Raw genomic sequence first — 25,438 nt, 5'->3', positions numbered from 1 at the left:
CGTCAGCGTGCTTGCCCTCGCCCTGGTGTTCGTCTAGCTACTTGCGAATCTCCATGGTGCAGCACTTCGGGCCGCCGCCCGCCTTGCGCAGCTCCGAGATGTCGACGTACACCGGCTCGTAGCCGCGTTCGGCGAGGCGGTCGCCCAGCGCGGTGGCCTCCACCGGCAGCACCACGTTCCGGCCGTCGGAAACCGCGTTGAGGCCGAAGCATTCGGCGTCGGCGTCGGTCGCCTCGACCGCGTCCGGGAAGAGCCGCCGCAGCACGCGCAGCGAGCCGGCGGAGAAGGCGGCCGGGTAGTAGGCCACCTGCGCCGGGGTGCTGTCGGTCGCCTCCGCCAGTACGAAGAGCGCGGTGTCCAGGTGGTAGTACTTCGGGTCGATCAACCGCAGCGACACCACCGGCACGCCCAGCACTTCCTGCGCTTCGGCGTGTGCCTCGGGATCGGTGCGGAAGCCGGTGCCCGCCAGCAGCAGCCGCCCGGTCCAGGCGAAGTCGCCCTCGGCCTCGTTGATCTTGGACGGCATGGTGAGGTCGCGGTAGCCGTGCTCGACGAACCAGCGGCGGAAGTGCTCGGCCTCGGCGGCCCGCTGCGGCGCGCGGAAGCGCGAGCCGAGCACCCGGCCGTCGATCACGGTGCCGGAGTTCGCCGCGAAAACCATGTCCGGCAGGCCGGGCTGCGGGGTGATCTCGTCGACGGTGTGGCCGAGGCGGCGGTAGGTGTCCCGCAGCTCGCGCCACTGCGCGACGGCGCGTTCGGCGCTCGCCGGCTTGCTCGGGTCCATCCAGGGGTTGATCGAGTACTCGACCGCGAAGTACCGCGGCTCGCACATCAGGTACCGGCGTGTGGTCGGCACGCGCACCGAGGCCCGCATGGCCTGATCGACAACCGTCATAGCGCCAAGGTAAGGGTGACCTCAGTGTGCAAGCAATCGCCGTTCCTTGCGCATATTCATGCTAAACATTGCGAATGAACACCATCGACCAGCGGATCGTTTCGTGTCTGGTGACCAACGCGCGCTCCAGCTACGCCGAGATCGGCAAGGTGGTCGGATTGTCCGCGCCGGCGGTCAAGCGCCGGGTCGACCGGCTGCTGGAAACCGGGGTGCTCAAGGGCTTCACCGCGGTGGTCAATCCGGAGGCGCTGGGCTGGGGCACGGAGGCCTTCGTCGAGGTGCACTGCCAGGGCAACATCGCCCCGGCCCGCATCCGCGCGCGCCTCGAACCGCTGCCCGAGGTGGTTGCCGCGTACACCGTGACCGGGGCCGCCGACGCCATCGTGCACCTGCGCGCCGGTGACATCCACCAGCTGGAAACCGCGCTGGAACGCCTGCGCGGGCTGGAGATCGTCGATCGGACCGTGTCCACCGTGGTGTTGTCGAGGCTGCTGGAGCGCCCGCCGAACCCGGGCGCATGATGGACCGATGATCCGCAGCGAGAAGCGCGGCAAGGTCGCCGTGCTCACCATCGACGCCCCGGACACCCGCAACGCCCTCACGCTGGACCTTTCCGCGCGGCTGGCCGCCGAGGTCGCCGCCGCGGAGGCCGATGAAGGCGTCCACGCCGTGGTGGTCACCGGAACCCCGCCCGGCTTCTGCGCCGGCGCCGACCTCTCCGCACTGGGCGAAGCGAAGGAAGCCGGACTGCGGGCGATCTACGAGGGCTTTCTCTCGGTCGCGCGCTGCAAGCTGCCGACGATCGCCGCGGTCGGCGGTGCCGCCGTCGGCGCCGGGCTCAACCTGGCACTGGCCGCCGACGTCCGGCTGGCCGGTCCGCGCGCGAAGTTCGTCGCCCGCTTCCTCGAACTCGGGCTGCACCCGGGCGGCGGCATGACCTGGATGCTCCAGCGGGCCGTCGGACGGCAGCGCGCGGTCGCGATGACGTTGTTCGGCGAAGTGCTCGACGCGGCCGCCGCCGAGGCCGCTCGTCTCACCATGCGGACGGTCGACGGTGACCACGGGCGACTGATCGATGCCGCGCTGGAACTGGCCGCGCCCGCCGCCGGCGCGCCTCGCGAACTCGTCATCGCGACCAAGGCGTCGATGCGCGCGACCGCCGCCGAGCCGTCGCACGAGGCGGCGGTCAACATCGAGATAGCGCCCCAACTGGACTCTTTGGAATCCCCGGAGTTCGCCAGGCGCCTCGGCGAACTCCGGTCGCGCCTTAGCCGCGATACAGATCGGGGCGCTATCAAGTAGCGGGGTGATCGGGCCCACGCGGGGATACCGGCGGTAACTGTTACCATGAGTCACAGGTAAGTCGGCTCACACCACGAGATACACCAGAAGCTCTCCAAGTAGCCTTGAGGTAGAGGCGGCATTGTGAGATCCCCGGTGCTAGGCACTGCCAGTCGGGAGAGAGGGAATCCCTGACCCATGAGCACGAGTGCGAACGGCAACGGCGCAGACGCACCGACCGCGCTGTCGCCTGCCAGGCGGACCGAGGTCAGCAAGCTGGACCGGGTGGTCATCCGCTTCGCCGGCGACTCCGGTGACGGCATGCAGCTGACCGGGGACAGGTTCACCTCGGAGGCGGCCGCCTTCGGCAACGACCTGTCCACCATGCCGAACTTCCCGGCCGAGATCCGCGCCCCGCAGGGCACCATTCCCGGCGTCTCCAGCTTCCAGGTGCACTTCGCCGACTACGACATCCTGACCCCCGGCGACCGGCCCGACGTGCTGGTCGCGATGAATCCCGCCGCGCTCAAGGCGAACCTCGGCGACGTCCCACATGGCGGGACGGTCATCGTGAACACCGACGAGTTCTCCGGCCGAAACATGACCAAGGTCGGCTTCGACGCGAACCCGCTCGAGGACGACACGCTCGCGCCGTTCCAGGTGCACAAGGTGGCCATGTCCACGCTCACCCGCGGGGCGCTGGAGGAAACCGGGCTGTCGAAGAAGGACGCCGAGCGCGCGAAGAACATGTTCGCGCTCGGGCTGCTGTCCTGGATGTACCACCGGCCGACCGAGGGCACCGAGCGCTTCCTGCGCGAGAAGTTCGCCAAGAAGCCGGACATCGCCGAGGCGAACATCCTCGCCTTCCGCGCCGGCTGGAACTACGGCGAAACCACCGAATCCTTCGCCACCACCTTCGAGGTGGCCCCGGCGAAGCTGGCGCGGGGCACCTACCGCCAGATCACCGGCAACACCGCGCTGGCCTACGGGCTGGTCGCCGCCGGGCAGCGGGCCGGGCTGCCGATCCTGCTCGGCACCTACCCGATCACCCCGGCTTCGGACGTGCTGCACGAGCTGTCCAAGCACAAGAACTTCGGCATCCTGACCTTCCAGGCCGAGGACGAGATCGCCGGCATCGGCGCCGCGCTCGGCGCCTCCTACGGCGGCGCGCTGGGCGTCACCTCCACCTCCGGCCCCGGCGTGGCGCTGAAGTCGGAGACCATCGGCCTCGGCGTGATGACCGAGCTGCCGCTGGTGGTCATCGACGTGCAGCGCGGTGGCCCGTCTACCGGCCTGCCGACCAAAACCGAGCAGGCCGACCTGCTGCAGGCGCTCTACGGCCGCAACGGCGAAAGCCCGGTGCCGGTGGTCGCGCCGCAGACCCCGGCCGACTGCTTCGACGCCGCCATCGAGGCCACCCGGATCGCGCTGAAGTACCGCACGCCGGTGCTGCTGCTGTCCGACGGTGCCATCGCCAACGGCAGCGAGCCGTGGCTGATCCCGGACGTGGACAGCCTGCCGGATCTGCAGGTCGAATTCGCCAAGGAGCCGAACGCCACCGACGGATCCGGCGAATTCTGGCCCTACGTCAGGGATCCCGAGACACTCGCCCGCGCGTGGGCGGTCCCCGGCACGGCCGGGCTGCAGCACCGCATCGGCGGGCTGGAGAAGGCCGACGGCACCGGGCACATCTCCTACGACCCGGACAACCACGACAAGATGGTCCGGCTGCGCCAGGCCAAGGTCGACGGCATCGACGTGCCGGACCTGGTGGTGGACGACCCGAGCGGCGGCAAGGCCAGGGTGCTCGCGCTCGGCTGGGGTTCGTCCTACGGCCCGATCGGCGCGGCCTGCCGCCGGGTGCGCAAGAACGGCATGCCGATCGCGCAGGCGCACCTGCGGCACCTGAACCCGTTGCCGGCCAACCTCGGCGACATCCTGAACTCCTACGACACCGTGGTGCTGCCGGAAATGAACCTGGGCCAGCTGGCCATGGTGCTGCGCGCCAAGTACCTGGTCGACGTCCGCTCCTACACCAAGGTCGCCGGACTGCCGTTCAAGGCCGAAGAACTGCAGGGCGTCTTCACCGACATCATCAAGGGGGTCGAGGGCAAATGACCGCGATCGATCTGGGCCTGCCCACGCTCGGCGGCCTCGACGGCGTGCCGACCACCGACGAGCCGCAGAAGGCCAAGGACTACAAGAGCGACCAGGAAGTCCGCTGGTGCCCCGGTTGCGGTGACTACGTGGTGCTCAACGCCGTGCAGTCGTTCCTGCCGACGCTGGGCCTCAAGCGCGAGAACATCGTGTTCATCTCGGGCATCGGCTGCTCGTCGCGCTTCCCGTACTACCTGAACACCTACGGCATGCACTCGATCCACGGGCGCGCGCCGGCCATCGCGACCGGGCTGGCCACCACGCGGCCGGACCTGTCGGTGTGGGTGGTCACCGGTGACGGCGACGCGCTGTCCATCGGCGGCAACCACCTCATCCACGCCCTGCGCCGCAACGTGAACCTGAAGATCCTGCTGTTCAACAACCGGATCTACGGGCTGACCAAGGGCCAGTACTCGCCGACCTCCGGGCCGGGCATGGTCACCAAGTCCACCCCGATGGGCAGCCTGGACACCCCGTTCAACCCGCTGTCGCTGGCGATCGGCGCGGAGGCCTCGTTCGTCGGCCGCGCGCTGGACTCCGACCGCAAGGGGCTGACCGAGGTGCTGCAGGCCGCGGCCGAGCACCGCGGGTCGGCGCTGGTGGAGATCTACCAGAACTGCCCGATCTTCAACGACGGCGCGTTCGAGGTGCTCAAGGACAAGGACGAGGCGCAGCGCCGGCTGATCCCGCTGAAGGCCGGTGAGCCGATCCGGTTCGGGCCGGAGGGCGAGTTCGGTGTCACGCGCAGCGGCTGGGGCGGCCTGGAGGTGGCCAAGGTCAGCGAGATCGGCGAGGACAGCCTGGTCGTGCACGATCCGTCCATTGAGGACACTTCGTACGCGTTCGCGCTGTCGCGGATCGGCGACCAGAACCTGAACCACACGCCGATCGGCATCCTGCGCCAGGTTTCCCGGCCCACCTACGACGACCAGGCCCGCGCCCAGGTGGCGCAGGCCGCGGCGGCGAAGCAGCCGGACCTGCAGTCCCTGCTGCACGGCAAGGACACCTGGACCGTCGTCTGAGGTTTTTCAGCCGAGCGGGCGGAAGCCGACCCGCTCGGCGTCGGTCGCGCTGCGGAACCAGACCTCGGCGACCATGCGCGGGAACTGCGGTGAATCCTCGGTGCAGTAGCGCAAAGCGGTCACACTGGCCTTGACGGTGAACTCCTCGGACGGGCGGCCACCGCCCGGCTTCGGCATGGCCGAGCCGGGTCCGAACGGGCCGATCGGCACCGAGACGTCGGGGGCGAACTCGCGCGCGGGCGGGGCGTCCGGAATGGCACCGTTGGCGCCCGCGGGCACCGCCGGTTCGAAGAGTGAGCCGCTGTTCTGCTCCAGTGCGGGCTCACGACGCTCGACCTGGCGGACCGACGGCTCGATCGGCTGCGGCGGATCGAACCCCCCGGGCGGCGCCTGGCGGGGCTGGCGCTTGGGCAGCACCTGGGTGCGCTCGGCGGCCAGTTCGTCCTCAAGGGACGGTTCGGGCTCGTCGTCGCTGAAGGCGTAGGCGGGCGGCTCTTCGTCGACGGGCGCCGGGGTGAAGAGACTGCCGGGACGTTCGTCGTCGAGTACGCCACTTCCGTTGTAGTAGGCGGTTTCCTCGGCTTTGCCGCGGTCGCGGTCGCGGTCGCGGTCGCGGGAAAACCAGCTCTGCTCCACGGATTCATGGTGGGGCTGGTCTTCTTCGTCGTCTTCGCGTGCGTGAGCGGGCCGGGATTCCTCGGCTTCGTAGTGATTGCCGATCTCGATGTCCGCCTGAATCGGCTCAGGCTGGTACGCCTCGGTGACCGGCTCCTCGTCACGCACCGGCTCGTCCTCGAACGCGGACTGGTACCCAGTCGCTGACGGCTCCGGCTCGCTTGGCGCCCGATGGAACCCAGTGGGCTCGGGCTCCGGCTCCACAGCAGCCTGCCGATAGCCCGTCGGCTCAGACTCGGCACCAGCCTGCCGAAAATCCATCGGCTCGGGCTCGACACCAGCCGGGCGATAAGCCGTCGGCTCAGAGTCGATGCCAGCCTGCCCATAACCAGTCGGCTCCCGCTGGCCAGCAGACTGCCCATAACCAGTCGGCTCCCGCTGGCCAGCAGACTGCCCATAACCAGTCGGCTCCCGCTGGCCAGCAGACTGCCCATAGCCAGTCGGCTCGGGCTCGGCCGCAGCTGGGCGGTATCCGGTCGGCTCAGCGTCCGCGGCAGGCTGGAGATACCCCGTCGGTGCGGCGGCCGGCGGCTCGAAGGTCCGGGTCGGCTCGGCCCGCGGCGCGTCCGGCGTGAACTGGCGAGTCCCCTCGCGCGGCGCCGCCTCCGCGGCGGTCAGCCGCCGCTGCAGCTCCTTGACCTGCTTGCGCGCGGGGAGAACCAGCAGCAGAACGGTCAGCAGCACTCCGATCGCGAACGCCGCCACGCTCCACAACCAGACCTGCGTGAAAATGGACATCTCCGCCGCGTCCCTCCTTCCGGTCCCCTCCGTGGGGTGACGGGACCGGGCAGCCTTCCTTACGCCCCTTTCGGGGGACCCCTCAGCCGGTCCGCGCCACCAGGTAGTCGGCGACCGACTCACAGGCATCCCGCGCCGGTGACGCGGGCAGCGCGGCCAGTTCGACCCGTGCGCGCTGAGCGTAGTCGGCCAGGGTGTCCTTCGCCCGATCGAGTCCGGAAGAAGCCCGCAGCAAGCCCAGCGCCTCGTCTACCAGGTGGTCTTCGGTGATCGGCCCGGAGAGCAGTTCAACCAGTCGAGGGTCGGTCGCCGGGTCGGCCAGCGCGTACAGCATCGGCAGCGTGCGCACGCCCTCGCGCAGGTCGGTGCCCGGCGACTTGCCCGACTGCTCGGAGGCCGAGGCGATGTCGATGACGTCGTCGGAGATCTGGAACGAGGTGCCGATGATGTCGCCGAAACGGCGGAGCGCGTCGATGTGCTCGGCGGGCGCGTTCGACAGCATGCCGCCGAAGCGACCGGCGGTGGCGATCAGCGAACCGGTCTTCTGCGCGATCACCGACAGGTAGTGCTGGACCGGGTCCTCCCCGTCGAGCGGGCCGACGGTTTCCCGCATCTGGCCGGTGACCAGCTCGCCGAAGGTCTCCGCGATGATCCGGGCGGCGTCGGTGCCGAGGTCGGCGACCAGCCGGGAGGCGTGCGCGAAGAGGAAGTCGCCGGTGAGGATGGCGATCGTGTTGTCCCAGCGGGCGTTCACGCTCTGCGCGCCGCGGCGCATGGTCGCCTCGTCCATCACGTCGTCGTGGTACAGCGTCGCCAGGTGCACCAGCTCGACCGCGGCCGCCGCGGTCACCACCGCGTCCCGGCCACCGGTGCCGAACTGCGAGGCGAGCAGCGTGAAGAGCGGGCGGAAGCGTTTGCCACCGGCCTCCACCAGGTGCGATGCGGCGTCGTTGACCGCCTTCACGTCGCTGCGCACGGTTTCGCGCAGGAGCGCCTCCACGTCACTCAGGCCGCCGGCCAGGTCGCGCAGGAGTTGCTCGTCGGCGATCTGCAGGCCGACGGCCGCGCGCAAGTCCTCCATAGCGCCATCACGCACTGCCACTTCGGCTCCGCCCTCTCAGCACTGGGTCACGGGTTCACCCAAGCCTAATGGCTGTGCTGCTACCGCCGGTGGGCTCCTGCTACTCGCCACAGGTGACGAACACGACAAACCACGGGTGACGCGGGTCCGAGTGAACGTTGAACAAGGGGGTGGGTGGCGTGCTAGCTTCGGTGCGTAGCGAACTGCGTGTGCCTCCGTGACGACGCGCTGTCGCCGGAGCAAACGGCCCTTGGGGAGGGGACCTTTGACCACGCCCGACCAGTCACCGCAGTACACCCCGCCTCCGCGCGGGGGCGGCGGTGGCAGCTGGCTGGACGAGATAAGCGCCTGGGCGGCCGCGGCAGGCGAAGCCGCCGCCGCACCAGCAGGCGGCTACTCGTTCGAACCGGACGAACTCATCTCCATCGCCCGAGAATGGGACGACCTCGCGGCGGGCTACGAGCGGGACATCCGCTACGCCGACCAGCTCTGCACGGTCGAGGGGCCAGGTGCCGAGTACGCGTCGGGCGACAACGCCCAGCTCGTCCGCCAGTCGGGGCAAACACTGCGGTCCACGTTGCAAGAGCGGATCGACTACTGCCACGCCCAAGCCAAGAAGTTCCGCGCCGCCGCCGGCCACTACGCCGAGGCCGAAGCGGACGCGGGGGCCGAGATCGGCAAGCAAGGAGGCTCGCTCTAGATGCGTCGACCAGTCAAGCGCGTGCTGCCGTTGGCAGCAGGCCTGTTGTTGCTGGCCAGCGGCTGCGAAGGCAAGGACGTGCCGGGCACGCCCGCGCTGCCCGCCGCGAGCGCGAGTGAACCCTCACCGTCCGCGGGCGAATCGGACGTCCCCGCCTACGGGGCACCGAAGGTGGACAACCCGCTCGAAGTCGGCGACCTCGTCCAGCGCCCGTGCACGGCCCTCACCGACGCTCAGGTCACCGAACTGCTGGGCTCGGACACCACCGAAAAGGAAGAGAACGTCACCGGACCGGCGTGCTCGTGGCACAGCTACGGCTCGGAAGGCGCCTTCATCGCGGTCGGCTTCCCGACGGTGAACGACCTCGGGCTCACCGCGCTGTACCGGGGCAAGGGCCAGCAGTTCCAGTTCTTCAAGGAGATGCCACCGGTGCGGGGCCTTCCGGCGGTGGCCTGGGGCCAGGTCGACGACACGAAAACGCAGGGACGTTGCGGTGTTTCGATCGGCATCACGGACAGGTCGACCATGGACGCCACCGTCACCCTTTCGGACAAGAACATCGGCAAGAAGGACCCGTGTGAGGCCACGCATGATGTGCTGGACATGGTTGTTGGCAATCTCCAAGGGGGTAACTGATGAACGGCCCTCTTAACGCCTCTCAGATCTACGAACAGATCAACGGCGGCCCGGGCACGAACTGGCTGGTGGCGGCCCAGGAGAGTTCGGTCAGCCTGACGTCGAACCTGTCCGAGCGGGCGCAGCAGATCGCGAATCTGGCGTCCAAGATCCAGGCGGGCTGGACCGGGGAAGCCGGGAACAACGCGGCCAACGCCGCCCTGCCGCTGGCGAAGGCCTCCCTCGAGGACGCGAGTTTGCTCGCCAAGGCTGGCTCCGCGCTGGAGGACCAGACGTCCGCCTTCGGCACGGTGAAGAACAGCGTGGTGCCCGTGCCGCCGAACAAGCCCGAGCTGACCTCGGCCGATGTTTTCGAGGCGATCACCACCGGCAACTGGAACAGCTACAACGACAAAGTCGGTGATTGGCAGGCGAAAAGCCAGCAGAACATCGACGCCTTCGCCGGTTACCACGCGACGAGCATGGGCAACGGCGACACCATGCCGAGTTCCTTCACCCCGCTGGTCGATCCCGGCGCGTCCGTGTCGCTGGCCGAAGCCGGAGGCGAAAAGAACGCGCCTCCCGGGGGTGGCCAGCCGAACGGCCCGACCGGCGGAGTCGGCGGCGGTCAGCCGCACCCGATCGGTGGCGGGCAGCCGAACACGGGCCAGCCGAACGGCAGTCAGCCGAACGCCGGCCAGCCCAACGTGCCCGCCCAGGGCACGCCGCCCGCGCCGAATCCCACCGACAACACAAAGGCGGCCGCCTACAACCCGCCCACCACGCCCAAGATGCCGCCCACGACGCCGTACCTGCCGCCGAGCGGGCCGACCAATCCCGGCGTGCCCACGCCGGTCGGCGCGTTCAACACGAACTTCGGCCCTGGCGCGAACGGGCAACCGGGTGGCACCGGCCGCGTCGGCGGCGGTACCGGTCGCATCGGCCCCGGTGGCCAACCGGGCGTAGGCACGGGTGGACAGCCCGGCAAACCCGGCGCACCCGGGCCGGTGGCCGGCGGCCCCGGACGCCCTGCGGTGCCAGGCAACCCGGCCGGACCTGGCCGGATGGTCGGCGGCGGCATGCCCGTCGAGGGCGTCGCCGCGCGCGGTGGTGCGGCCGGTGCCACCGGACGGCCCGGCGCCCCCGGCGGCGCACCGATGGGCGGTGCCGCGCCCGGCGCCAACCGCGGCGAGGAGGACAAGGAGCACCAGCGCCCCGACTACCTGCTCGGCCCCGACCCGGACGTGCTGTTCGGCGGCGATCGGGAGAAGCCGGTGCCGCCGGTCATCGGTGAGACGAGAAAGCCCGACTGATCGTGGTTATCGGGCACCGCACCGAAATATCGCTGAACACCTTGCTCACCGCCATGCGGTGGACCGGCTACGACCACCCGCACCTGGTTTTCGCGGGTGGCGAACGCTACATTCCGCCGTCCGCGTCAACCGGGCTGGAAAAGGCCGCGATGGACGAGCTGCGTGACCTCGGATTCGCCGCGGGCAACCGCCTCACCGGCGATTTCGAGGACACGCTGCACCTGCTCAACCGCCCGCCGATCGAGTATTTCGCGCACGTCCGCACCCGGGACGAAAGCTACGAAATCCTCGTCGCCGGCCACGACCGGACCGCCGTGGTGGCGGTGCACCAGGACGAGCGGGTGTGGCTCAAGCCGTACCGCGGCAAGGACGCGGCGACGCTGCTGGTGGACCACCTGCCTAGCTTTCCCGCCGCCAGTTTCACGCCGTTCACCGTGCCCAGGCACGAAATGGCGGAGGCCAACGGCGTTCAGGGGATCTACGACGAGAAGCGTTCGCGAAGCCCGGAAGCCAAGGAGCTGGACGAAATCTTCTCCGTGCCGCACTACGGTTCCGGTCTGCTGCACGCGGCGAGGCGGGACTACCGCGGTGATCGGCACCAGGCACCGTCCGGGCTCAGCTATCTCGACCTCGACGCCGGTCGCGTCGGCCTGGCCAGCGGCGGCCCGCGCGGCAACGAGCACATCGTCGTGCTGCCCGGTGACCGTTCCCGGCTGAGCGAAAAGGTCGCCTCGTTGGGCGCAAGCGCGCACTGAGCCACACCCCGGTGTGCCACACTCGGCCTCCGGATGACTACGGACGTGAACAGGGGAGGTTCGCGCGTGACGAGCCCTGACCAGCTCTTCGCTGACTTCGAAGCCAAACTCGCCGAAACGCAGCGCAAAGCCGAACAGATGCGCGCGGAAATCGAGCAGATCTCGGTCAGCGAACGCAGCAAGGACGGACAGATCAAGGTCACCGTCAACCACGCCGGCAACCTCACCGGCCTGGAAATCGGCCCCATCGCCCGCACCAAGGCCGACCTCGACCAGCAGATCATGCGCACCATGCAAACCGCGCAAAGCAAACTCGCCGAAGCAATGCAAGGCGGCGTCCCCTCGATCGCAGGCACCGAAACCATGGCCGAACTGATCGAACAACTCAACGCCGCCTACCCCGAACCAGAACCCGACGACTACATCGAAGGCGGAGGCGGCTACGGCACCACCCCAGCCGACGACGACCACCGCTTCATCGCCGAAACCGACACCCCAGCACCCCCGCCACCACCCCCGGCCCCCACACCAGAACGACGACCCCGCCCCGCCCGCTCCACCGAAGACCCCCACGACGACGACTACTTCTCCGGCAACGACTTCCTCACCGACGAAGGCGACCGCCGATGAGCCGGGACATCGAAGCCGACCCGGAGGAGCTGCGGCACCACGCCAAGAACATCCAGAACCTGCAGCACGAGCTGTCAGCCGCACTCGGCGCGGTCACCCAGGTGACCGACCCGGACGCCTTCGGCATGATCGGCCGGCCGCTCGCGATGATCTGCGCCAACTTCATCGACGAGACGACGACCCAGCTGCGTACCGCGGCGGACACCACCAACGATCACCTGCAGAAGGTGCAGACCTGGGCCGAGCGCACCGATGACAACGAGGAGTCGATCAAGGCGCTCTTCGCCACCATCGAGGAGCGGAAGTGACCGAAGAGCACCAGCCGATGACCCAGAAGGATCTTCTCGCCGGAGCCCAGGAGGACATCGAGAAGAACAAGACCCGGTTATGGGACGGCGCGCCTGATTTCGAGGGCGCGGGCCTGATCCAGGACATCGCCGACGGCTACACAAAATGCACGAACGGGGAGTGGACCGAGGGCCTGCTCGACGTCGCGGTCGGCGCCGTCGTCGATGGTGCGGGCTACCTCAAAAACCCCGTCGAGTCGCTGCTCAGCATGGGATTCGGCTGGGTCATCGAGCACCTGTCGCCGTTGAAGGACCTGCTCGACTGGTTCGTCGGCAACCAGGACCAGCTGAGCCTGGCCGTGAACGCGTGGAGCAAGGTTTCCGACGGGGTGCAGGCGGCCGCCGAGCACTTCACCGCCAAGGTGATGGAGGACAGCGCCACCTGGTGGGGCGTCGCCGCGGAGCAGTACCGGAAGTACGCGCAGCAGCGCGTCGACATCCTGCGTGCCCTTTCCGACTCGGCCCGCACCGTGGCCACCGCGGTGGAGATCAGCAAGTCGATCCTGAAGGTGGTCCGCGACATCATCCGCGGCATCCTCGCCGACACCGCGGCCAAGGTGATGATGATCCTTTGCCGCACCCCGCCGCCGGGGTATGCCGTCGCGGTCGCCACCGAGGTGGCGCCGACCGTCGCGCAGCAGTCGACGAAGGCCATGTCGTGGACCCAGCGCCTGGTCAAAGCGTTCCAGAACCTGCAGAAGCTGCTTTCCGACCTGATGGGCCGGCTCGGCGGGCTCGGCAGGCTGATGACGAACCTGGGCAAGGAGGGCGGCGCGTACGGCAGCGTGCTCAAGAACGCGACCACCCAGGCCTTCAACGAGCAACTGCTGAACCTGCCCAAACGCGTGGGGACGGAAATCGGCAAGGAAGCAACCAAAAGCGCTGGCGGCAACTACGTAAAGAGCCAAACTTCGGAAGGCAGAACCGAAGCAGACAAGCAGGCTCGCTGGAGTGAGTCGGACGCCAAGCAGCAGAGCGACCAGCAGAAGACCCACATCTACGACACCCGGCCCGAGTACGACGTGCCCGAAGAACCCGCGGCGGCGCAACCGGTCATGCCGTTCCAGACCAAGGGTGACAACACGATCAGCGGATCGATCGACTGAGCCATGCACGTCTCGGTACTGAGGAGACTGGCCCAAGAGCAGACCCTGCTGGAGAAGCTCGGCGGTCTGCTCCGGTTCGTGGTGTTCTGGCTGTCGATTCCGGGAATTTTCTTCCTTGGCTTGACCGTCATGCACGCCGACCAGCTGAACAAGCGCGGCGCTGCTTACACCGTCGAGGAAACCGACCGCGTCGCCTACGTCAAGGAATGCAACCAGTACGGGCCGTTCAGCCACGCCGGCTTCGGTTTCCATTGGGAGTGTTCGGTCGACTACGGTGCCCCGGGTGGAAAACTGAAGCCTTTCAGTCAAAAAACCAGGAGCAGCATCTTCACCCCGGCCGACATCGGAAAGACCTTCGCGGTCAAGAAGATCGGCAAGTTCCTCGAGCGCTATCACGAGGTGGACCGGTTCAACTGGGCGTCTCTTCATAGCGTGTTCCCGTTCGCGATAGTGGCCTTGATCGCCACCGGTCAGTATTGGGGACTCATGCGCTGGGCGGTGGGCAGCCTAGCGCTGGGCATCAAGTTGAACCCTCACGTCGGACGCAAGTTCGTCGAAAAGCTGATGCGTCAAGGACGACTCGAAGCTCGGCCCTACAACCCCGGCTACTACCCCGAAGCGGCCGCGACCGTGGAACTGAACCGGCAGCACGGGAACTCCGTCAAGTTCGGCAAGATCGGGATCACGCATTACCATTCGGCGAAGTACAGAAAGAAAGTGCACACCTGGACGCTGAAGTGGGTGCAGCTCGAGAAGGTCGAGCTGACCGCGTTCTACCGGCCCGACGACAAGGACGGCGAGTACCCCATCGCCAGGGTCATAGACATCTACACCATTCCCAGGGAGTGGGCTTCGGTCGAACCGGGGCTCAAGAAGCACTGGGGCGCAATGGGAATCCAGGGCGGCGCGCGGTTCGAGTACTTCCTCAGCCGGGAGAAGGCGCTGGCCATCAACACCACCGTCGCGGCCTACACGGCCATCAACGCGAAGAAGCAACAGGGGGAGGTTCGCCCGTGACGAGCCCTGACCAGCTCTTCGCTGACTTCGAAGCCAAACTCGCCGAAACCCAGCGCAAAGCCGAACAGATGCGCGCGGAAATCGAGCAGATCTCGGTCAGCGAACGCAGCAAGGACGGACAGATCAAGGTCACCGTCAACCACGCCGGCAACCTCACCGGCCTGGAAATCGGCCCCATCGCCCGCACCAAGGCCGACCTCGACCAGCAGATCATGCGCACCATGCAAACCGCGCAAAGCAAACTCGCCGAAGCAATGCAAGGCGGCGTCCCCTCGATCGCAGGCACCGAAACCATGGCCGAACTGATCGAACAACTCAACGCCGCCTACCCCGAACCAGAACCCGACGACTACATCGAAGGCGGAGGCGGCTACGGCACCGCCCCCGACGACGACTACTTCTCCGGCAACGACTTCCTCACCGACGAAGGCGACCGCCGATGAGCGGCCCGGTGGGCGGGGACCAGGGCTTCAACGCCGACCCGGACGAGATCGACGCCCACGCCAGGCGAGTGGGCGAGGTGCAGGCCCAGCTGGACACCGCGCTGGACGCCGCCAACCAGCGCATGGGCGAAGAAGCGTTCGGCAAGCTCGGCGCACTGGTGGCCTCGTGCTGCAACAGCTCCTTGGAAGAGCTCCGTGCCACCCTGCAGGCCGCCACCGAATCCAGCCAGCACCACGTCGACCTGGTTCGCAAGTGGGCCGAGGTCAAGCGCGTCGACGAAGACAGCATCGGCGCACTGCTCAAGAAGGCAGGCGAGTGATGGGGCAGCCGCAGGGAGAAAACTCGATCATCACCGCCGCCAAGGCGGAAACCGAGGCGGGCAAAACCCCGGTCAAGAGCGCGCTGCAGGGCTCAGGCCTGCTCCAGGACACGGTCGGCGGCGTTGAGCAGCTGATCAAGGGTGACTGGACCGAAGGGCTGCTCAGCCTGGCCGCGGCCGGCCTGGACTTCAGCGTGAAGAAGGCGAGTGGGGACAACCCGGCCGAGGTCCTGATCAGCATGGGCCTCGGCTGGGTCATCGAGCACCTCTCCCCGATGAAGGACTGGCTGGACCAGCTCACCGGGAACCAGGACGAGCTCGATCTGACCATCCAGACCTGGTCGCAGGTCAGCAAGCAGGTGCAGACCACCGCCGAAGAACTCAACAAGACCGTGCGGGAGGACTGCGCGACCTGGAGCGGAGCCTCCGTCGACCGCTACCGCGAGTACATCCAGCGCCGGCTGGACGCCCTGGTTCAGCTCTCCGACGACGCGAAATCGGGCGCCGGCCTGATCGACGTGGCAAAAACGGTGCTCGGCGTGGTGCGGAACCTGATCCGCGACCTGATCACGGACGTCTGCGCCAAGTTGATCTACATCTTCGCCAGGACTCCTCCGCCCGCCTACCCCGCGGCGCTGGCTGCCGAAGGCATGCCCGTGGTCGTGTCCAAGACCCAGGAGGGCGTCAGCCTGCTGCAGAAGCTCATGCGGGTGTGGCAGCGGTTCGTGGACCAGCTCACCCAAATCGGCCTCCGCATGCGGGAGGCGGGGAAGACCTTCGCCGCCGAAAGCGGCGACATCTTCGGCGGCAGGAAACTCGCTGAGCGGGTCGGCCTCGAAGGCTTCAAGGAAAGCGGCAAGAAGGTCTTCGGCGAGCAGGGCAAGGGCATCACCGCCGGGATCACCGGCAGCACCGAGCACAACGACCAGGCGGCGTCCGGGGAAACGCTGGAAAAGCGCGAGCACGACGAGAAGATGACCAGGGTGTTCCCGGTGAGCAATCCGGAGACCACCCAGACCTGGACGGGGAGAATTGACTGAGCGGCTGGTCATCGGCAAAACCGAGAAGTTCACTCGGCGCCGATGGGCCGCGGCTGTCGCGCTGACGGTTGTCGGCGGCTGGCTCGGCGTTCTCACGATCAGGGACGACCTCGGCCACGACAGCATGTACCTGGGCGGTTTCCTCGCCATTCTCGGCCTGCTGCTGCTCGGCTGGATGCTCAACCGCAAGACCCGGAAACGCACTCTCCTGCTCGGCGACCAGGCCGTCGAACTCCGCGCGTCCGACGGTTCCGGGTGGCGGATCGCCCTGGCCGACATCGAACGCCTGGTCCTGCGCCGGAGCAGGCAGGCCGACGACCACCACGATCTTCCGGTCTACGCGTACGAACTCAGGATCAGGCTCCACCCCGGGGCCGAACCGGGAAAGCAGCCCGGGCTGACCAGCACCACCCGCGGCTTGGTGCAGACCACCCCGGACCGGTTCACCGAGGCGGAGGCGTGGCGGATCCAGGAGTTCGCCCGCGATCGGCTCGGGGTCCCGGTCGTCGCCAGCCAGGTCCCGCCCACCGTCCGCGGCGAGGTGGTCAGGGCCGTCCCGCCGCCACCTGCCGAGGCCCCGGACCGCCGCCAGGTTGTCGTCTTCCCGGCGGGCCTGTCGACGCCGCTCGGCACGGTCTACGCGACGAGGCCGAACCCGCGGGTCAAGCGGGTGTTCGCCACCGTCATGGGGTGGACCGCGCTCGCCGCGGTGGTCGCGATGGGGACGTTCCGGGAGATCGCCGAGAGCACCGCGCTCTTCTTCACCTTCTTGGGCGTCGTCATCGGTGGTGTCACCATCCCCGGCTGGGTCAGCCTGCTGGACAGCGAGTGGCGCGCGCGGCGCAGGCGGGCTCCCGAGTTGCGGATCACCGCGACCGGACTGCTCTGGAAGTACTACAAGCCGACGAAGTACCGCGAGCCCCAGGTCCCGTACCGGTTCGAACTCCGCTGGGCCGAGGTGAGCGCCATCCAGGTAACCACCCACGTCGTGGACGGCTCCACCGTGCGCACGGTGGAGATCGTGCCCGGCGACGACGAGTTCGCGAAGCGCCATCCGGAAATGCAACGCCTCTGGGAGGCGGGCCTGCAGCTGGGTGAGGCAGTGCCGCCGGCCACCGGGGCGTACCGGTTGCAGACCGAGTTCGCGGCCAAGGCGGCGCGCCGCCTGGCGGGTGCGGCCGGACTGCGCCGGCCTGGAGTGCTGCGGGACCACAACCTGACTGGAAGTGGACGGTCATGAGGCGGAAACCCGGCGAGCCCGAAGCGTCCTTGCTCGCCCAGTTGCAAACCCCGCGGGAGAAGCTCGTCGGCTGGCTCCAGTGCGCCGTGTTCTGGTTGTCGATCCCGGTCCTCTTCTTCGGCACGCTGACGCTGTTCCACCTCGACGACCAGCTGCAACGCGGCGCCGAGTACACAGTGGACGAAACCGGCGAGACCGCCTACGTCAGGGAATGCGCCGAGTACGGACCGATCAGCCACGCCGGCTTCGGCTATCACTGGAGTTGTTCGATCGATTACAAGCGAACCGGCCTCGCGGTGAGACCCGAGAGGAAAGAAACCTTGAGGAGTGTCTTCACCCCGGCCGACATCGGAATGACCTTCGCGGTCAAGAAGAGCGGCAAGCACTTCTACCGCCACCACCACGACAACCCGTACCCTTGGGCTCACGTGTTGCTGGTGTTCCCTCTGGCCTTGGTCATCTTCGTGCTCATCTACGCGTTGTCGAAGCGACGATGGCCGGACTGGGCGAAGGGGAGCCTGACCGCCCGGATCAGGGCCAATCCGGCCGTGGGTGACCGGTTCATCGAGCAACTCCTGCGTCAAGGGCGTCTCGTGGCGCGGCGTTATGCCCCTGCACGCGCGCCGAAGCCCGCCTCCTCGGTGGAAATAGCCGGGCGAGACGGCCACCGGATCTATCTCACCAAGTCCGGGATCGCCGACAAGCGCCACGACGCACCCGTCTGGTCGGTGCGGTGGGCACAGGTCGAGAAGGTGGAACTGACCGCGTTCCACCGGGCCGACGACTGGACTGGCGAGCACCCCATCGCCCGTGTCATGGACATCTACACGATCCCCAGGGAATGGGCTTCCCGTGAACCGGGACTCAAGGAACACTGGGGCACCTGGGGAATCCAAGGCGGAGCCCGGATCGGGTATTTCCTCAGCCAGGAAAAGGCCACCGCGATCCACTCGATGGTCACGAACCGTCAGGAAACGAGCCGCTGAACGGGGGAGGTTCGCCGTGACGAGCCCTGACCAGCACTCTCCGGCTCACTTGATGAGTGACGCCGGGGCACCGGTCGTCGATCGCGGCGTGCGGCGGCGGCTCAAGCGGTGGTACATCGCGCTGGCTGTGTTGGTGTATGCCACCGGTTGGAACGTGTACATCGTCAACACCGGGAGCACCGAGTTCCTGAAGTGGGCGATCCTGTTCGGCCTGGCGACGGTCGGGTGCGCCGCCCGGATCGTGGTGGGGCTCGTTCGCGGCACCGGCGGCTGGCGACTGCACGTGGACGCAGCGGGCATCCGGCTGGTTTGGCTCCCGACCGGTGGGTGGTCGTTGCCGTGGGCGGAGATCGGCCGGGTCGAGTTGCGGCGCCGCTGGTTGCGGCCCCGATACCTCACGGACCCGGCCTACGGGTACGAACTGCGGTTGACCGTTCCGCCCGAGTTCTTCCGCAAGGCCCGCGCGGGCAGGCGCGCGCGTGACGTGTACACCGCCGAGATCGAGTTGTCCGAGGTCGAGGCGTACGCCGTCCAGGAACGGGCTCGCGTCCACTACGACGGCCCGGTGCGGGCCACCGCGTTGCCGCCCGCGGAAAAGGGTGGCCCGCAACAGAAACTCATTCCGCGGCCAATCCCGCCCGGCACCGAGAGCTACTGGGGCGACCGGCCGTTCGGGCCGTACTTCCTGTACACAGTGGACCTTCCCGCCGGTGGCTCGGTGCGCACCACCAGCACGGTGCAGAACCCGCTCAAGTTCGCCGGTTTCCTGGTCAGCGCGGTCGGCGTGCGCTGGAACTCGTTCCTGGGCGACAACTGGAGCCGCGACCCGCTGGCGAGCGGGTTCGAGCTCACCTGGGCGGAGATCGGCACCTTCCGCGCGAGCGCGGAGGGCGACGAGTACCTCGTCGACATCGTGCCCGGCGACAACCGGTTCGCCCAGCGGCACCCCGAAATGCGCAAGCACTGGCTGCGGCCGGACGGCACCTACCGCCTCGACCGCACGTTCAGCGCCGGCGCGCTCCAGGAGCTGCGTGGCTTCATCGAGCGCTACCACCCCGGCGCGTACGAGGAAGCCCATCCCGAAGGCGTGGAGCGGTGACGACCACGACCAGCTCCGTGGCGCACCGGCTCGCGGCGTTGCAGACACCGCGGGAGCGGCTCGCCGGCTGGCTGCGGTTCGTGCTCTCCTGGCTCGCGCTCCCGGTCCTGTTCTTCCTCACCCTGACGCTGGGCACCGTGGATCTCCACCTCCAGCGCGGCGCCGCGTACACCGTGGAGGAGACCGGCACGGTCGCGTACGTCAAGGAATGCTCGGAGTACGGCCCGATCAGCCACGCGGGCTTCGGCTTCCACTGGGCTTGCTCGGTCGACTACGGCTACGCCGGGCACACGCTGGAGCCGCGGTCGCGGGAGACGCTGAGCAGTGTCTTCACCCCGGCCGACGTCGGCAAGACGCTGGCGGTCGAAGAGATCGGCAAGGACCTGCACCGGTACCACGAAACGGGCGAACTCACCTGGGCCAAGGTGTGGGTCCTCGTCCCGATCGGCTTCCCCGTGCTCGCGCTCTGCTACGCGGGCCTGCGGCGGTGGCCGAGCTGGATGGTGCCCGGGCTGGCCCGCAGGATCAAGGCCAACCCCGTCGTCGGCGAGAAGTTCGTCGCGAAGCTGCTGCGCGAAGGCAGGCTGGTGACCCGGCCGTACGCCGCCGACCTGACCACGGCGGAGGTTTCGCTGCGCCGCGGCTACCAGGTCCACCTCACCGAGGTGGCCATCAACGGCAGGCGCAACAACCAGCCCGTCTGGTCGCTGCGCCGGACCGACATCGAGCCGGTCCGGTTGACCGCGCTCCACGCACCCGGCGAGCACGGCGATCCGGTGGCACTGGTGATGGACCTCCACACCGTGCCGCGCGACCGGGCGCGGCACACGCCCGAGCTGAACAAGCATTGGGGCGCAATGGGTATCGAGGGCGGCTGCCGGTTCGGGTACCACTGGCTTCGATAAAAGCCCCTGAACGCGGAAGTGGGGCGCTGCCCGTAAGCAGCGCCCCACTTTCGAATACTGGTTCAGCTGGCGAAGCCGCCGGCGCCTGCCCAGTCGAGGGCGAAGGCGGGCAGGATGCCCAGCACCAGCGTGACGATCACACCGAGGGTGATGGCCACCGTGGTGAAGGTGCCCGGCACGGTCACCGTCGGGCCTTCCGGCGAGGGTTCCGAGAAGTACATCAGCACCACCACGCGCAGGTAGAAGAACGCCGCCACGGCGCTGGCGACCAGGGCGATCACCACCAGCGGGGCCATGCCGTCGGTCAGCGCGGCCTCGAACACCACGAACTTGCCGACGAACCCGCTGGTCAGCGGGATACCGGCGAGCGCGAGCAAGAGGAACGTGAACGTGCCGGCCAGCAGTGGCGAGCGCTTCGCCAGCCCAGCCCATGCCGACAGGTGCGTGGCCTCGCCGTTCGAGTCGCGGACCAGGCTGACCACACCGAACGCGGCGAGCGTGGTGAAACCGTAGGCCAGCAGGTAGAACAGCGTGCCCGACAGGCCCTGCTCGGTCATCGCGATCGAGCCCACCAGCAGGAAGCCGGCGTGCGCGATGGACGAGTAGGCGATCATGCGCTTGACGTCGGTCTGGGTCAGGCCGAGCACCGCGCCCAGCACCATCGACGCGATCGCCACGCCCCACAGCACCCCGCGCCATTCCCAGCTGGTCGACTCGAAGCCGACGGTCAGCACACGCAGGATGGCCCCGAACGCGGCGACCTTGGTGCAGGCCGCCATGAAGGCGGTGACCGGGGTGGGCGCGCCCTGGTAGACGTCCGGCGTCCAGGTGTGGAACGGGCCGACCGAACCCTTGAACAGCAAGCCGACCATGAGCAGGCCGAGACCGGCGAACAGCAGCGTGTCCGAGCGGTTGGTGCCCGCGGTGGCGTTCGCGATGTCGGCCAGCTTCACCGAGTTCGCGTAGCCGTACAGCAGCGCCAGCCCGTACAGGAAGAACGCGCTGGAAAACGCGCCCAGCAGGAAGTACTTGACCGCCGCCTCCTGCGAGATCAGGCGGCGACGGCGGGCGAGGCCGCACATCAGGTACAGCGGCAGCGAAAGCACCTCGAGCGCGATGAACATGGTGAGCAGGTCGTTCGCCGCGGTGAAGACCATCATGCCGCCGAGCGCGAAGAGCGTCAGCGGGAAGACCTCGGTCTGCATGCCGGTGGAGCCGACCTGCGCGCGGTCCTGGAAGGTGCCCGGCCGGATCGCCGCCTGCGCGACGAACGCGCCGCCCGGCTCCACCGACCGGTCACCGATCAGCAGCACCGCGCCGATCGCCAGCGCCAGCAGCGTGCCCCACAGGAACAACGCGGGCTTGTCCACCGAGAGCGACCCGCTCAGCGTGGTGACCCCGCGCTCCGGCGAATCGGCCACGTAGAGCACCAGCGCGAGACCGGCCGCCACGATGGCGAGCAGCGACAGCGTGACCTGCGCCCACCACCGCTGGTGCTTGATCAGGAACGCCTCGAACAGTACGCCGACGCACGCCGCACCGAGAATGATCAGGATCGGCAGGATCGCCGCGTAGTCGATCGCCGGCGCGGAGATCTTGCCCGGATCCTGGGCCAGGAATACCTCGAGCATCAGTTGCCTTCCTGCACGGCGGACATCGTGGCTTCCACCGAAGGAGTAATCGTGTCCAGGACCGGCTTCGGGTAGAAGCCCAGCCCGATGATCAGCACCACCATCGGCGCCAGCACGCCGATCTCCACTTTGGACAGGTCGCGAATGGACTTGCGAGCACCGATCTCCGGCGCCACCGCCGTGCCGGGACCACCACCGGCGCCGATCAGCGCGTCACCCCGCACCGGCCCCTGGAAGATCCGCTGGTACAGCCAGAGCACGTAGGCCGCGGCGAGCACCAGGCCCAGCGTGGCCACGATGGTGAACACCGGCCGGGTGTCGAAGGACCCCAGCAGCACCAGGAACTCGCTGATGAACGAGTTCGTCCCCGGCAGGGACAGGGTGGACAGACCGGCGATGAAGAACAGCCCGCCGAGCACCGGGGTCACCTTGGCCATGCCGCCGTAGTCGGCGATCCGGGTGGACCCGCCGCGGGCGATCACCATGCCGATCACCAGGATCAGCATGCCGGTGGCCAGGCTGTGGTTGAGCATGTACGACACCGAGCCGACCTGGGCCTGCTCGGTGAAGGCGAAGATGCCCAGCGCGATGAAGCCGAAGTGGGCGATGGACACGTAGGCGATGAACCGCTTCATGTCCGACTGCCCGGCGGCCAGCATCGAGCCGTAGACCACACCGGCCACGGCCAGGGTGAGCACCAGCGGCGCGAGCGCCTGGCTGGCGTCGGGGAACATCGGGATGCAGTAGCGCAGGAAGCCGAACGTGCCGACCTTGTCCAGCACGCCGACCAGCAGCACGGCCACGCCGATCGGCGCCTGCCCGGCCGCGTCCGGCAGCCAGGTGTGCAGCGGCACCAGCGGCGCCTTGATCGCGAAGGCCAGGAAGAAGCCGAGGAACAGCCAGATCTGCGTACCGGTCGGCGCGTCCCGCACCACCGAGACCAGCGTGGCCCAGTCGAAGGTGCCCTGGCCCAGTTCGTCCGACGCCATCGAGTAGGCGCCGATCGCCGAGGCCAGCATGATCAGGCCGCCGAGGAACGAGTACAGGAAGAACTTGACCGCCGCGTACTGCCGGTTCGGGCCGCCGTAGCCGCCGATCAGGAAGTACATCGGGATCAGCATGATCTCGAACAGCACGTAGAACAGGAACACGTCGGTGGCCGCGAAGACCGCGATGGTCAGCGACTGCTGCACCAGGATCAGCGCGAAGTAGCCACCCGCGCTGCGCCCCTTCGGCAGCTTGTCGATGGCCGCGGTGCCGCCGATGATCAGCGGCACCAGCAACGCGATCACCGCGATCATCACCAGCGCGATGCCGTCCATGCCGAAGGAGATGTGGATGCCGAAGTTCGGGATCCAGTCCATCGAGGACGCCTGCTGGATGCGCTCGCCGCGCGGCTCGTAACCGAGCCACAGCGGGATGATCAGCAGCAGCTCGACCACCGAGACGCCGAGCGCGGTGAGCGTGGCGACCCGGTCGTTCGAGCGCAGCGCGGTGACCGCGATCGCCCCGGCCAGCGGCAGCAGGATGAGGACTAGCAACAGGGTCATGAGAACCTCACCAGCAGGAGCGCGGCGATGACGACGAACGAACCGCCGAGCATGGACAGCGCGTAGGAGCGGACGAATCCGGTCTGCAGCCGGCGCAGGCGACCGGAGCCGCCGCCCAGGCTCGCGGCCAGGCCGTTGACCGCGCCGTCCACACCCCGGTTGTCCAGGAACACGGCGAACCGGGTGAGCCAGATGCCCGGCCGGGCGACCAGCGTCTCGTTCAGCGCGTTGCCGTACAGGTCCTTGCGGGCCGCGCGGACCGGGAAGGAGACCCGCTCCGGCCGCTCGACCGGGGTGTCGCGGCGGAAGATCAGGTAGGCGGCCAGCGCGCCGAGCGCGGACAGGCCGACCACCAGGAACGGGATGAGGCCGTGCGGCAGCGCGGTGTGCTCGGCCTCCCGCAGCTCACCCAGCGCCGGCGTGAGCCATTCGACCAGCGCGTCGCCGGTGGTGAACAGGAAGCCCGCGGCCACCGAGCCGACCGCCAGGATGATCATCGGCACGGTCATCACCGGTGGGGACTCGTGCGGGTGGAAGTCGCGGCCATCGCTGGACTTGATCTCCTTCCAGCGCTGCTTGCCGAAGAAGGTGAGCATCACCAGTCGGGTCATGTAGAACGCGGTGAGCGCCGCGCCGAAGGCGGCCGCGCCACCGAAGACCCAGCCCTGCCAGCCGGGCGCGCCGAAGGCCGCTTCGATGATCGCGTCCTTCGAGTAGAAGCCCGACAGGAACGGGAAGCCGATCAACGCGAGGTAACCGAGGCCGAAGGTGGCGAAGGTGATCGGCATCTTGCGCCACAGCCCGCCGAACTTCCGCATGTCCACCTCGTCGTTCATGCCGTGCATGACCGAACCGGCGCCGAGGAAGAGCCCCGCCTTGAAGAAACCGTGGGTGAGCAGGTGCATGATGCCCAGCGCGTAACCGAACGGGCCGAGCCCGACCGCCAGCATCATGTAGCCGATCTGGCTCACCGTGGAGTAGGCGAGCACCTTCTTGATGTCGTCGTACGCGCAGCCGATGACGCACCCGATCAGGAGCGTGACCACGCCGACCAGGGTGACCACCAGCCGCCCGGACTCGGTGGCGTTGAAGATCTCGCCGGAGCGGGCGACCAGGTAGACGCCCGCGGTGACCATCGTCGCGGCGTGGATCAGCGCGGAAACCGGGGTCGGGCCCTCCATCGCGTCCGGCAGCCACGCCTGGAGCGGGAACTGACCGGACTTGCCGCACGCCCCGAGCAGCAGCAGGATCGCGATCGCGGTGACCACGCCCGGCGGGATCTGGTCCACCGCGGCGAAGACCTCGGCGTAACCGGTGCTGCCGACGTACTTGAACATCAGGAAGATCGCCAGCGCCAGCCCGACGTCACCGACGCGGTTCATCAGGAACGCCTTCTTCGCCGCGGTGGCCGCGGACGGGCGGTCCTGGTACCAGCCGATCAGCAGGTACGAGGCGAGGCCGACGCCCTCCCAGCCGAGGTACAGCGTGACGAAGCTGTTGCCCAGCACCAGGATCAGCATCGAGGCGACGAACAGGTTCAGGTAACCGAAGAACCGCCGCCTGCCGCGGTCGTCGTGCATGTAACCCACCGAGTAGAAGTGGATCAGCATGCCCACCCCGGTGATCAGCAGCACGAAGGTCATCGACAGCGGATCCATCCGCAGCCCGAAGTCCACCTGCAGCTCGTTGACCGGGATCCACGAGAACAGCTTGACGTCGCTGGGCGTGTCGAAGCTGTTCGCGAAGAACAGCACCAGACCGTACACAAAGGACAGTGCGACGGTGGCCGTACCGAGCAGGTGCCCCCACGCGTCGGTGCGCTTGCCCCCGACCAGCAGGATCAGCGCGCCGAGCGCCGGGAAGGCGACCAGCAGCCACGATGATGCGATCAC

At 68.2% G+C, this 25,438-nt stretch carries 25 protein-coding genes; 19 read left to right on the top strand and 6 right to left on the bottom strand.

The annotated features are described in order from the left end of the window. Nucleotides 1-37: 37 nt before the first annotated feature. Nucleotides 38-832, bottom strand: a complete 795-nt coding sequence (gene ddaH / locus A4R43_RS33675) for a dimethylargininase (RefSeq protein WP_162788881.1) — start codon at nt 830-832, stop codon at nt 38-40. Between the two features lie 137 nt (nt 833-969). Here ddaH and A4R43_RS33670 point away from each other — a divergent pair, with 137 nt between their 5' ends. The 4 genes from A4R43_RS33670 (at nt 970) to A4R43_RS33655 (ending at nt 5,355) form a co-directional block, all read left to right on the top strand. Next, nucleotides 970-1,416, top strand: coding sequence for an Lrp/AsnC family transcriptional regulator (locus A4R43_RS33670; protein ID WP_113695776.1), 447 nt, complete (start codon nt 970-972; stop codon nt 1,414-1,416). Between the two features lie 7 nt (nt 1,417-1,423). Beyond that, nucleotides 1,424-2,197 carry an enoyl-CoA hydratase gene (locus tag A4R43_RS33665; RefSeq protein WP_113695775.1) on the top strand — a complete coding sequence of 258 codons (774 nt, stop codon included), beginning with the start codon at nt 1,424-1,426 and terminating at the stop codon, nt 2,195-2,197. Nucleotides 2,198-2,374: 177 nt separating this feature from the next. Continuing rightward, nucleotides 2,375-4,294 carry a 2-oxoacid:acceptor oxidoreductase subunit alpha gene (locus A4R43_RS33660; protein WP_113695774.1) on the top strand — a complete coding sequence of 640 codons (1,920 nt, stop codon included), beginning with the start codon at nt 2,375-2,377 and terminating at the stop codon, nt 4,292-4,294. Next, a complete protein-coding gene (locus A4R43_RS33655; protein WP_113695773.1) occupies nt 4,291-5,355 on the top strand; it encodes a 2-oxoacid:ferredoxin oxidoreductase subunit beta in 1,065 nt (354 codons plus the stop codon). Before A4R43_RS33660 ends, A4R43_RS33655 begins: the two co-directional genes overlap by 4 nt. A 6-nt stretch (nt 5,356-5,361) precedes the next feature. Here the strand turns inward: A4R43_RS33655 and A4R43_RS33650 are convergent, their stop codons facing one another. Then, nucleotides 5,362-6,768, bottom strand: a complete 1,407-nt coding sequence (locus A4R43_RS33650) for a sunset domain-containing protein (RefSeq protein WP_113695772.1) — start codon at nt 6,766-6,768, stop codon at nt 5,362-5,364. Nucleotides 6,769-6,850: 82 nt separating this feature from the next. Beyond that, entirely contained in the window at nt 6,851-7,849 is a 999-nt protein-coding gene (locus A4R43_RS33645; RefSeq protein WP_113695771.1) for a polyprenyl synthetase family protein, read from the bottom strand. Between the two features lie 265 nt (nt 7,850-8,114). Between A4R43_RS33645 and A4R43_RS33640 the strand changes: the two genes are divergently transcribed. The 15 genes from A4R43_RS33640 to A4R43_RS33570 all read left to right on the top strand — a co-directional run bounded on the left by A4R43_RS33640 (nt 8,115) and on the right by A4R43_RS33570 (nt 20,365). Next, a complete protein-coding gene (locus A4R43_RS33640) occupies nt 8,115-8,549 on the top strand; it encodes a PE domain-containing protein (protein ID WP_162788679.1) in 435 nt (144 codons plus the stop codon). Continuing rightward, nucleotides 8,550-9,185, top strand: coding sequence for a DUF3558 domain-containing protein (locus tag A4R43_RS33635; RefSeq protein ID WP_113695769.1), 636 nt, complete (start codon nt 8,550-8,552; stop codon nt 9,183-9,185). It begins immediately after the preceding gene. After that, a complete protein-coding gene (locus tag A4R43_RS33630) occupies nt 9,185-10,477 on the top strand; it encodes a PPE domain-containing protein (protein WP_236808443.1) in 1,293 nt (430 codons plus the stop codon). Before A4R43_RS33635 ends, A4R43_RS33630 begins: the two co-directional genes overlap by 1 nt. 2 nt (nt 10,478-10,479) lie before the next feature. Further along, on the top strand, nt 10,480-11,232 hold the full coding sequence (locus A4R43_RS33625; protein ID WP_257791781.1) for an ESX secretion-associated protein EspG: 753 nt from the start codon (nt 10,480-10,482) through the stop codon (nt 11,230-11,232). A 66-nt stretch (nt 11,233-11,298) separates the two neighbouring features. Next, the gene (locus A4R43_RS33620) at nt 11,299-11,862 is read left to right on the top strand and encodes a YbaB/EbfC family nucleoid-associated protein (protein WP_113695767.1); all 564 of its coding nucleotides are present in this window, start codon (nt 11,299-11,301) and stop codon (nt 11,860-11,862) included. Beyond that, nucleotides 11,859-12,170, top strand: coding sequence for a type VII secretion target (locus A4R43_RS33615; protein ID WP_113695766.1), 312 nt, complete (start codon nt 11,859-11,861; stop codon nt 12,168-12,170). Before A4R43_RS33620 ends, A4R43_RS33615 begins: the two co-directional genes overlap by 4 nt. Beyond that, on the top strand, nt 12,167-13,315 hold the full coding sequence (locus A4R43_RS33610; protein WP_113695765.1) for a hypothetical protein: 1,149 nt from the start codon (nt 12,167-12,169) through the stop codon (nt 13,313-13,315). The genes A4R43_RS33615 and A4R43_RS33610 overlap by 4 nt, the downstream gene beginning before the upstream one ends. 3 nt (nt 13,316-13,318) lie before the next feature. Next, complete coding sequence (locus tag A4R43_RS33605) at nt 13,319-14,332, top strand: DUF6346 domain-containing protein (RefSeq protein WP_113695764.1); 1,014 nt, start codon at nt 13,319-13,321, stop codon at nt 14,330-14,332. Then, nucleotides 14,329-14,775, top strand: a complete 447-nt coding sequence (locus A4R43_RS33600) for a YbaB/EbfC family nucleoid-associated protein (RefSeq protein WP_113695763.1) — start codon at nt 14,329-14,331, stop codon at nt 14,773-14,775. The genes A4R43_RS33605 and A4R43_RS33600 overlap by 4 nt, the downstream gene beginning before the upstream one ends. Further along, nucleotides 14,772-15,095, top strand: coding sequence for a hypothetical protein (locus A4R43_RS33595; protein WP_113695762.1), 324 nt, complete (start codon nt 14,772-14,774; stop codon nt 15,093-15,095). The genes A4R43_RS33600 and A4R43_RS33595 overlap by 4 nt, the downstream gene beginning before the upstream one ends. After that, complete coding sequence (locus A4R43_RS33590) at nt 15,095-16,135, top strand: WXG100 family type VII secretion target (protein WP_113695761.1); 1,041 nt, start codon at nt 15,095-15,097, stop codon at nt 16,133-16,135. Before A4R43_RS33595 ends, A4R43_RS33590 begins: the two co-directional genes overlap by 1 nt. After that, nucleotides 16,128-17,375: a hypothetical protein gene (locus A4R43_RS33585; protein WP_113695760.1), complete on the top strand. Its 1,248-nt coding sequence runs from the start codon at nt 16,128-16,130 to the stop codon at nt 17,373-17,375. Before A4R43_RS33590 ends, A4R43_RS33585 begins: the two co-directional genes overlap by 8 nt. Further along, entirely contained in the window at nt 17,372-18,361 is a 990-nt protein-coding gene (locus tag A4R43_RS33580) for a DUF6346 domain-containing protein (RefSeq protein WP_113695759.1), read from the top strand. Before A4R43_RS33585 ends, A4R43_RS33580 begins: the two co-directional genes overlap by 4 nt. Nucleotides 18,362-18,413: 52 nt before the next feature. Beyond that, a complete protein-coding gene (locus A4R43_RS33575) occupies nt 18,414-19,460 on the top strand; it encodes a hypothetical protein (RefSeq protein ID WP_113695758.1) in 1,047 nt (348 codons plus the stop codon). Continuing rightward, nucleotides 19,457-20,365, top strand: a complete 909-nt coding sequence (locus A4R43_RS33570; protein ID WP_113695757.1) for a DUF6346 domain-containing protein — start codon at nt 19,457-19,459, stop codon at nt 20,363-20,365. The genes A4R43_RS33575 and A4R43_RS33570 overlap by 4 nt, the downstream gene beginning before the upstream one ends. Before the next feature lie 62 nt (nt 20,366-20,427). On the opposite strand, the gene nuoN is transcribed toward A4R43_RS33570, so the two are convergent. From nuoN to nuoL, 3 genes are read right to left on the bottom strand one after another with little or no spacing between them, the layout of a single operon-like run. Continuing rightward, complete coding sequence (gene nuoN / locus A4R43_RS33565; RefSeq protein WP_113695756.1) at nt 20,428-21,996, bottom strand: NADH-quinone oxidoreductase subunit NuoN; 1,569 nt, start codon at nt 21,994-21,996, stop codon at nt 20,428-20,430. Next, nucleotides 21,996-23,546: an NADH-quinone oxidoreductase subunit M gene (locus A4R43_RS33560; RefSeq protein WP_113695755.1), complete on the bottom strand. Its 1,551-nt coding sequence runs from the start codon at nt 23,544-23,546 to the stop codon at nt 21,996-21,998. The genes nuoN and A4R43_RS33560 overlap by 1 nt, the downstream gene beginning before the upstream one ends. Next, on the bottom strand, nt 23,543-25,438 hold the full coding sequence (gene nuoL, locus A4R43_RS33555) for an NADH-quinone oxidoreductase subunit L (RefSeq protein ID WP_113695754.1): 1,896 nt from the start codon (nt 25,436-25,438) through the stop codon (nt 23,543-23,545). Before nuoL ends, A4R43_RS33560 begins: the two co-directional genes overlap by 4 nt.

This window comes from Amycolatopsis albispora, assembly GCF_003312875.1.
GTDB lineage: Bacteria > Actinomycetota > Actinomycetes > Mycobacteriales > Pseudonocardiaceae > Amycolatopsis > Amycolatopsis albispora.
Note: the sequence above shows the minus strand (reverse complement) of the source record. Positions and strands in the feature narration are given on the sequence as shown.

Bases quoted from the DNA above. Each gene is read 5' to 3' on its own strand.
- nuoN (WP_113695756.1), bottom strand. From the start codon at position 21,996: ATGCTCGAGGTATTCCTGGCCCAGGATCCGGGCAAGATCTCCGCGCCG.
- A4R43_RS33670 (WP_113695776.1), top strand. From the start codon at position 970: ATGAACACCATCGACCAGCGGATCGTTTCGTGTCTGGTGACCAACGCG.
- A4R43_RS33655 (WP_113695773.1), top strand. From the start codon at position 4,291: ATGACCGCGATCGATCTGGGCCTGCCCACGCTCGGCGGCCTCGACGGC.
- A4R43_RS33595 (WP_113695762.1), top strand. From the start codon at position 14,772: ATGAGCGGCCCGGTGGGCGGGGACCAGGGCTTCAACGCCGACCCGGAC.
- A4R43_RS33665 (WP_113695775.1), top strand. From the start codon at position 1,424: ATGATCCGCAGCGAGAAGCGCGGCAAGGTCGCCGTGCTCACCATCGAC.
- A4R43_RS33615 (WP_113695766.1), top strand. From the start codon at position 11,859: ATGAGCCGGGACATCGAAGCCGACCCGGAGGAGCTGCGGCACCACGCC.
- A4R43_RS33590 (WP_113695761.1), top strand. From the start codon at position 15,095: ATGGGGCAGCCGCAGGGAGAAAACTCGATCATCACCGCCGCCAAGGCG.
- ddaH (WP_162788881.1), bottom strand. From the start codon at position 832: ATGTGCGAGCCGCGGTACTTCGCGGTCGAGTACTCGATCAACCCCTGG.
- A4R43_RS33650 (WP_113695772.1), bottom strand. From the start codon at position 6,768: ATGTCCATTTTCACGCAGGTCTGGTTGTGGAGCGTGGCGGCGTTCGCG.
- A4R43_RS33635 (WP_113695769.1), top strand. From the start codon at position 8,550: ATGCGTCGACCAGTCAAGCGCGTGCTGCCGTTGGCAGCAGGCCTGTTG.
- A4R43_RS33645 (WP_113695771.1), bottom strand. From the start codon at position 7,849: ATGGAGGACTTGCGCGCGGCCGTCGGCCTGCAGATCGCCGACGAGCAA.
- A4R43_RS33560 (WP_113695755.1), bottom strand. From the start codon at position 23,546: ATGACCCTGTTGCTAGTCCTCATCCTGCTGCCGCTGGCCGGGGCGATC.
- A4R43_RS33630 (WP_236808443.1), top strand. From the start codon at position 9,185: ATGAACGGCCCTCTTAACGCCTCTCAGATCTACGAACAGATCAACGGC.
- A4R43_RS33580 (WP_113695759.1), top strand. From the start codon at position 17,372: ATGAGGCGGAAACCCGGCGAGCCCGAAGCGTCCTTGCTCGCCCAGTTG.
- A4R43_RS33660 (WP_113695774.1), top strand. From the start codon at position 2,375: ATGAGCACGAGTGCGAACGGCAACGGCGCAGACGCACCGACCGCGCTG.
- A4R43_RS33605 (WP_113695764.1), top strand. From the start codon at position 13,319: ATGCACGTCTCGGTACTGAGGAGACTGGCCCAAGAGCAGACCCTGCTG.
- A4R43_RS33575 (WP_113695758.1), top strand. From the start codon at position 18,414: ATGAGTGACGCCGGGGCACCGGTCGTCGATCGCGGCGTGCGGCGGCGG.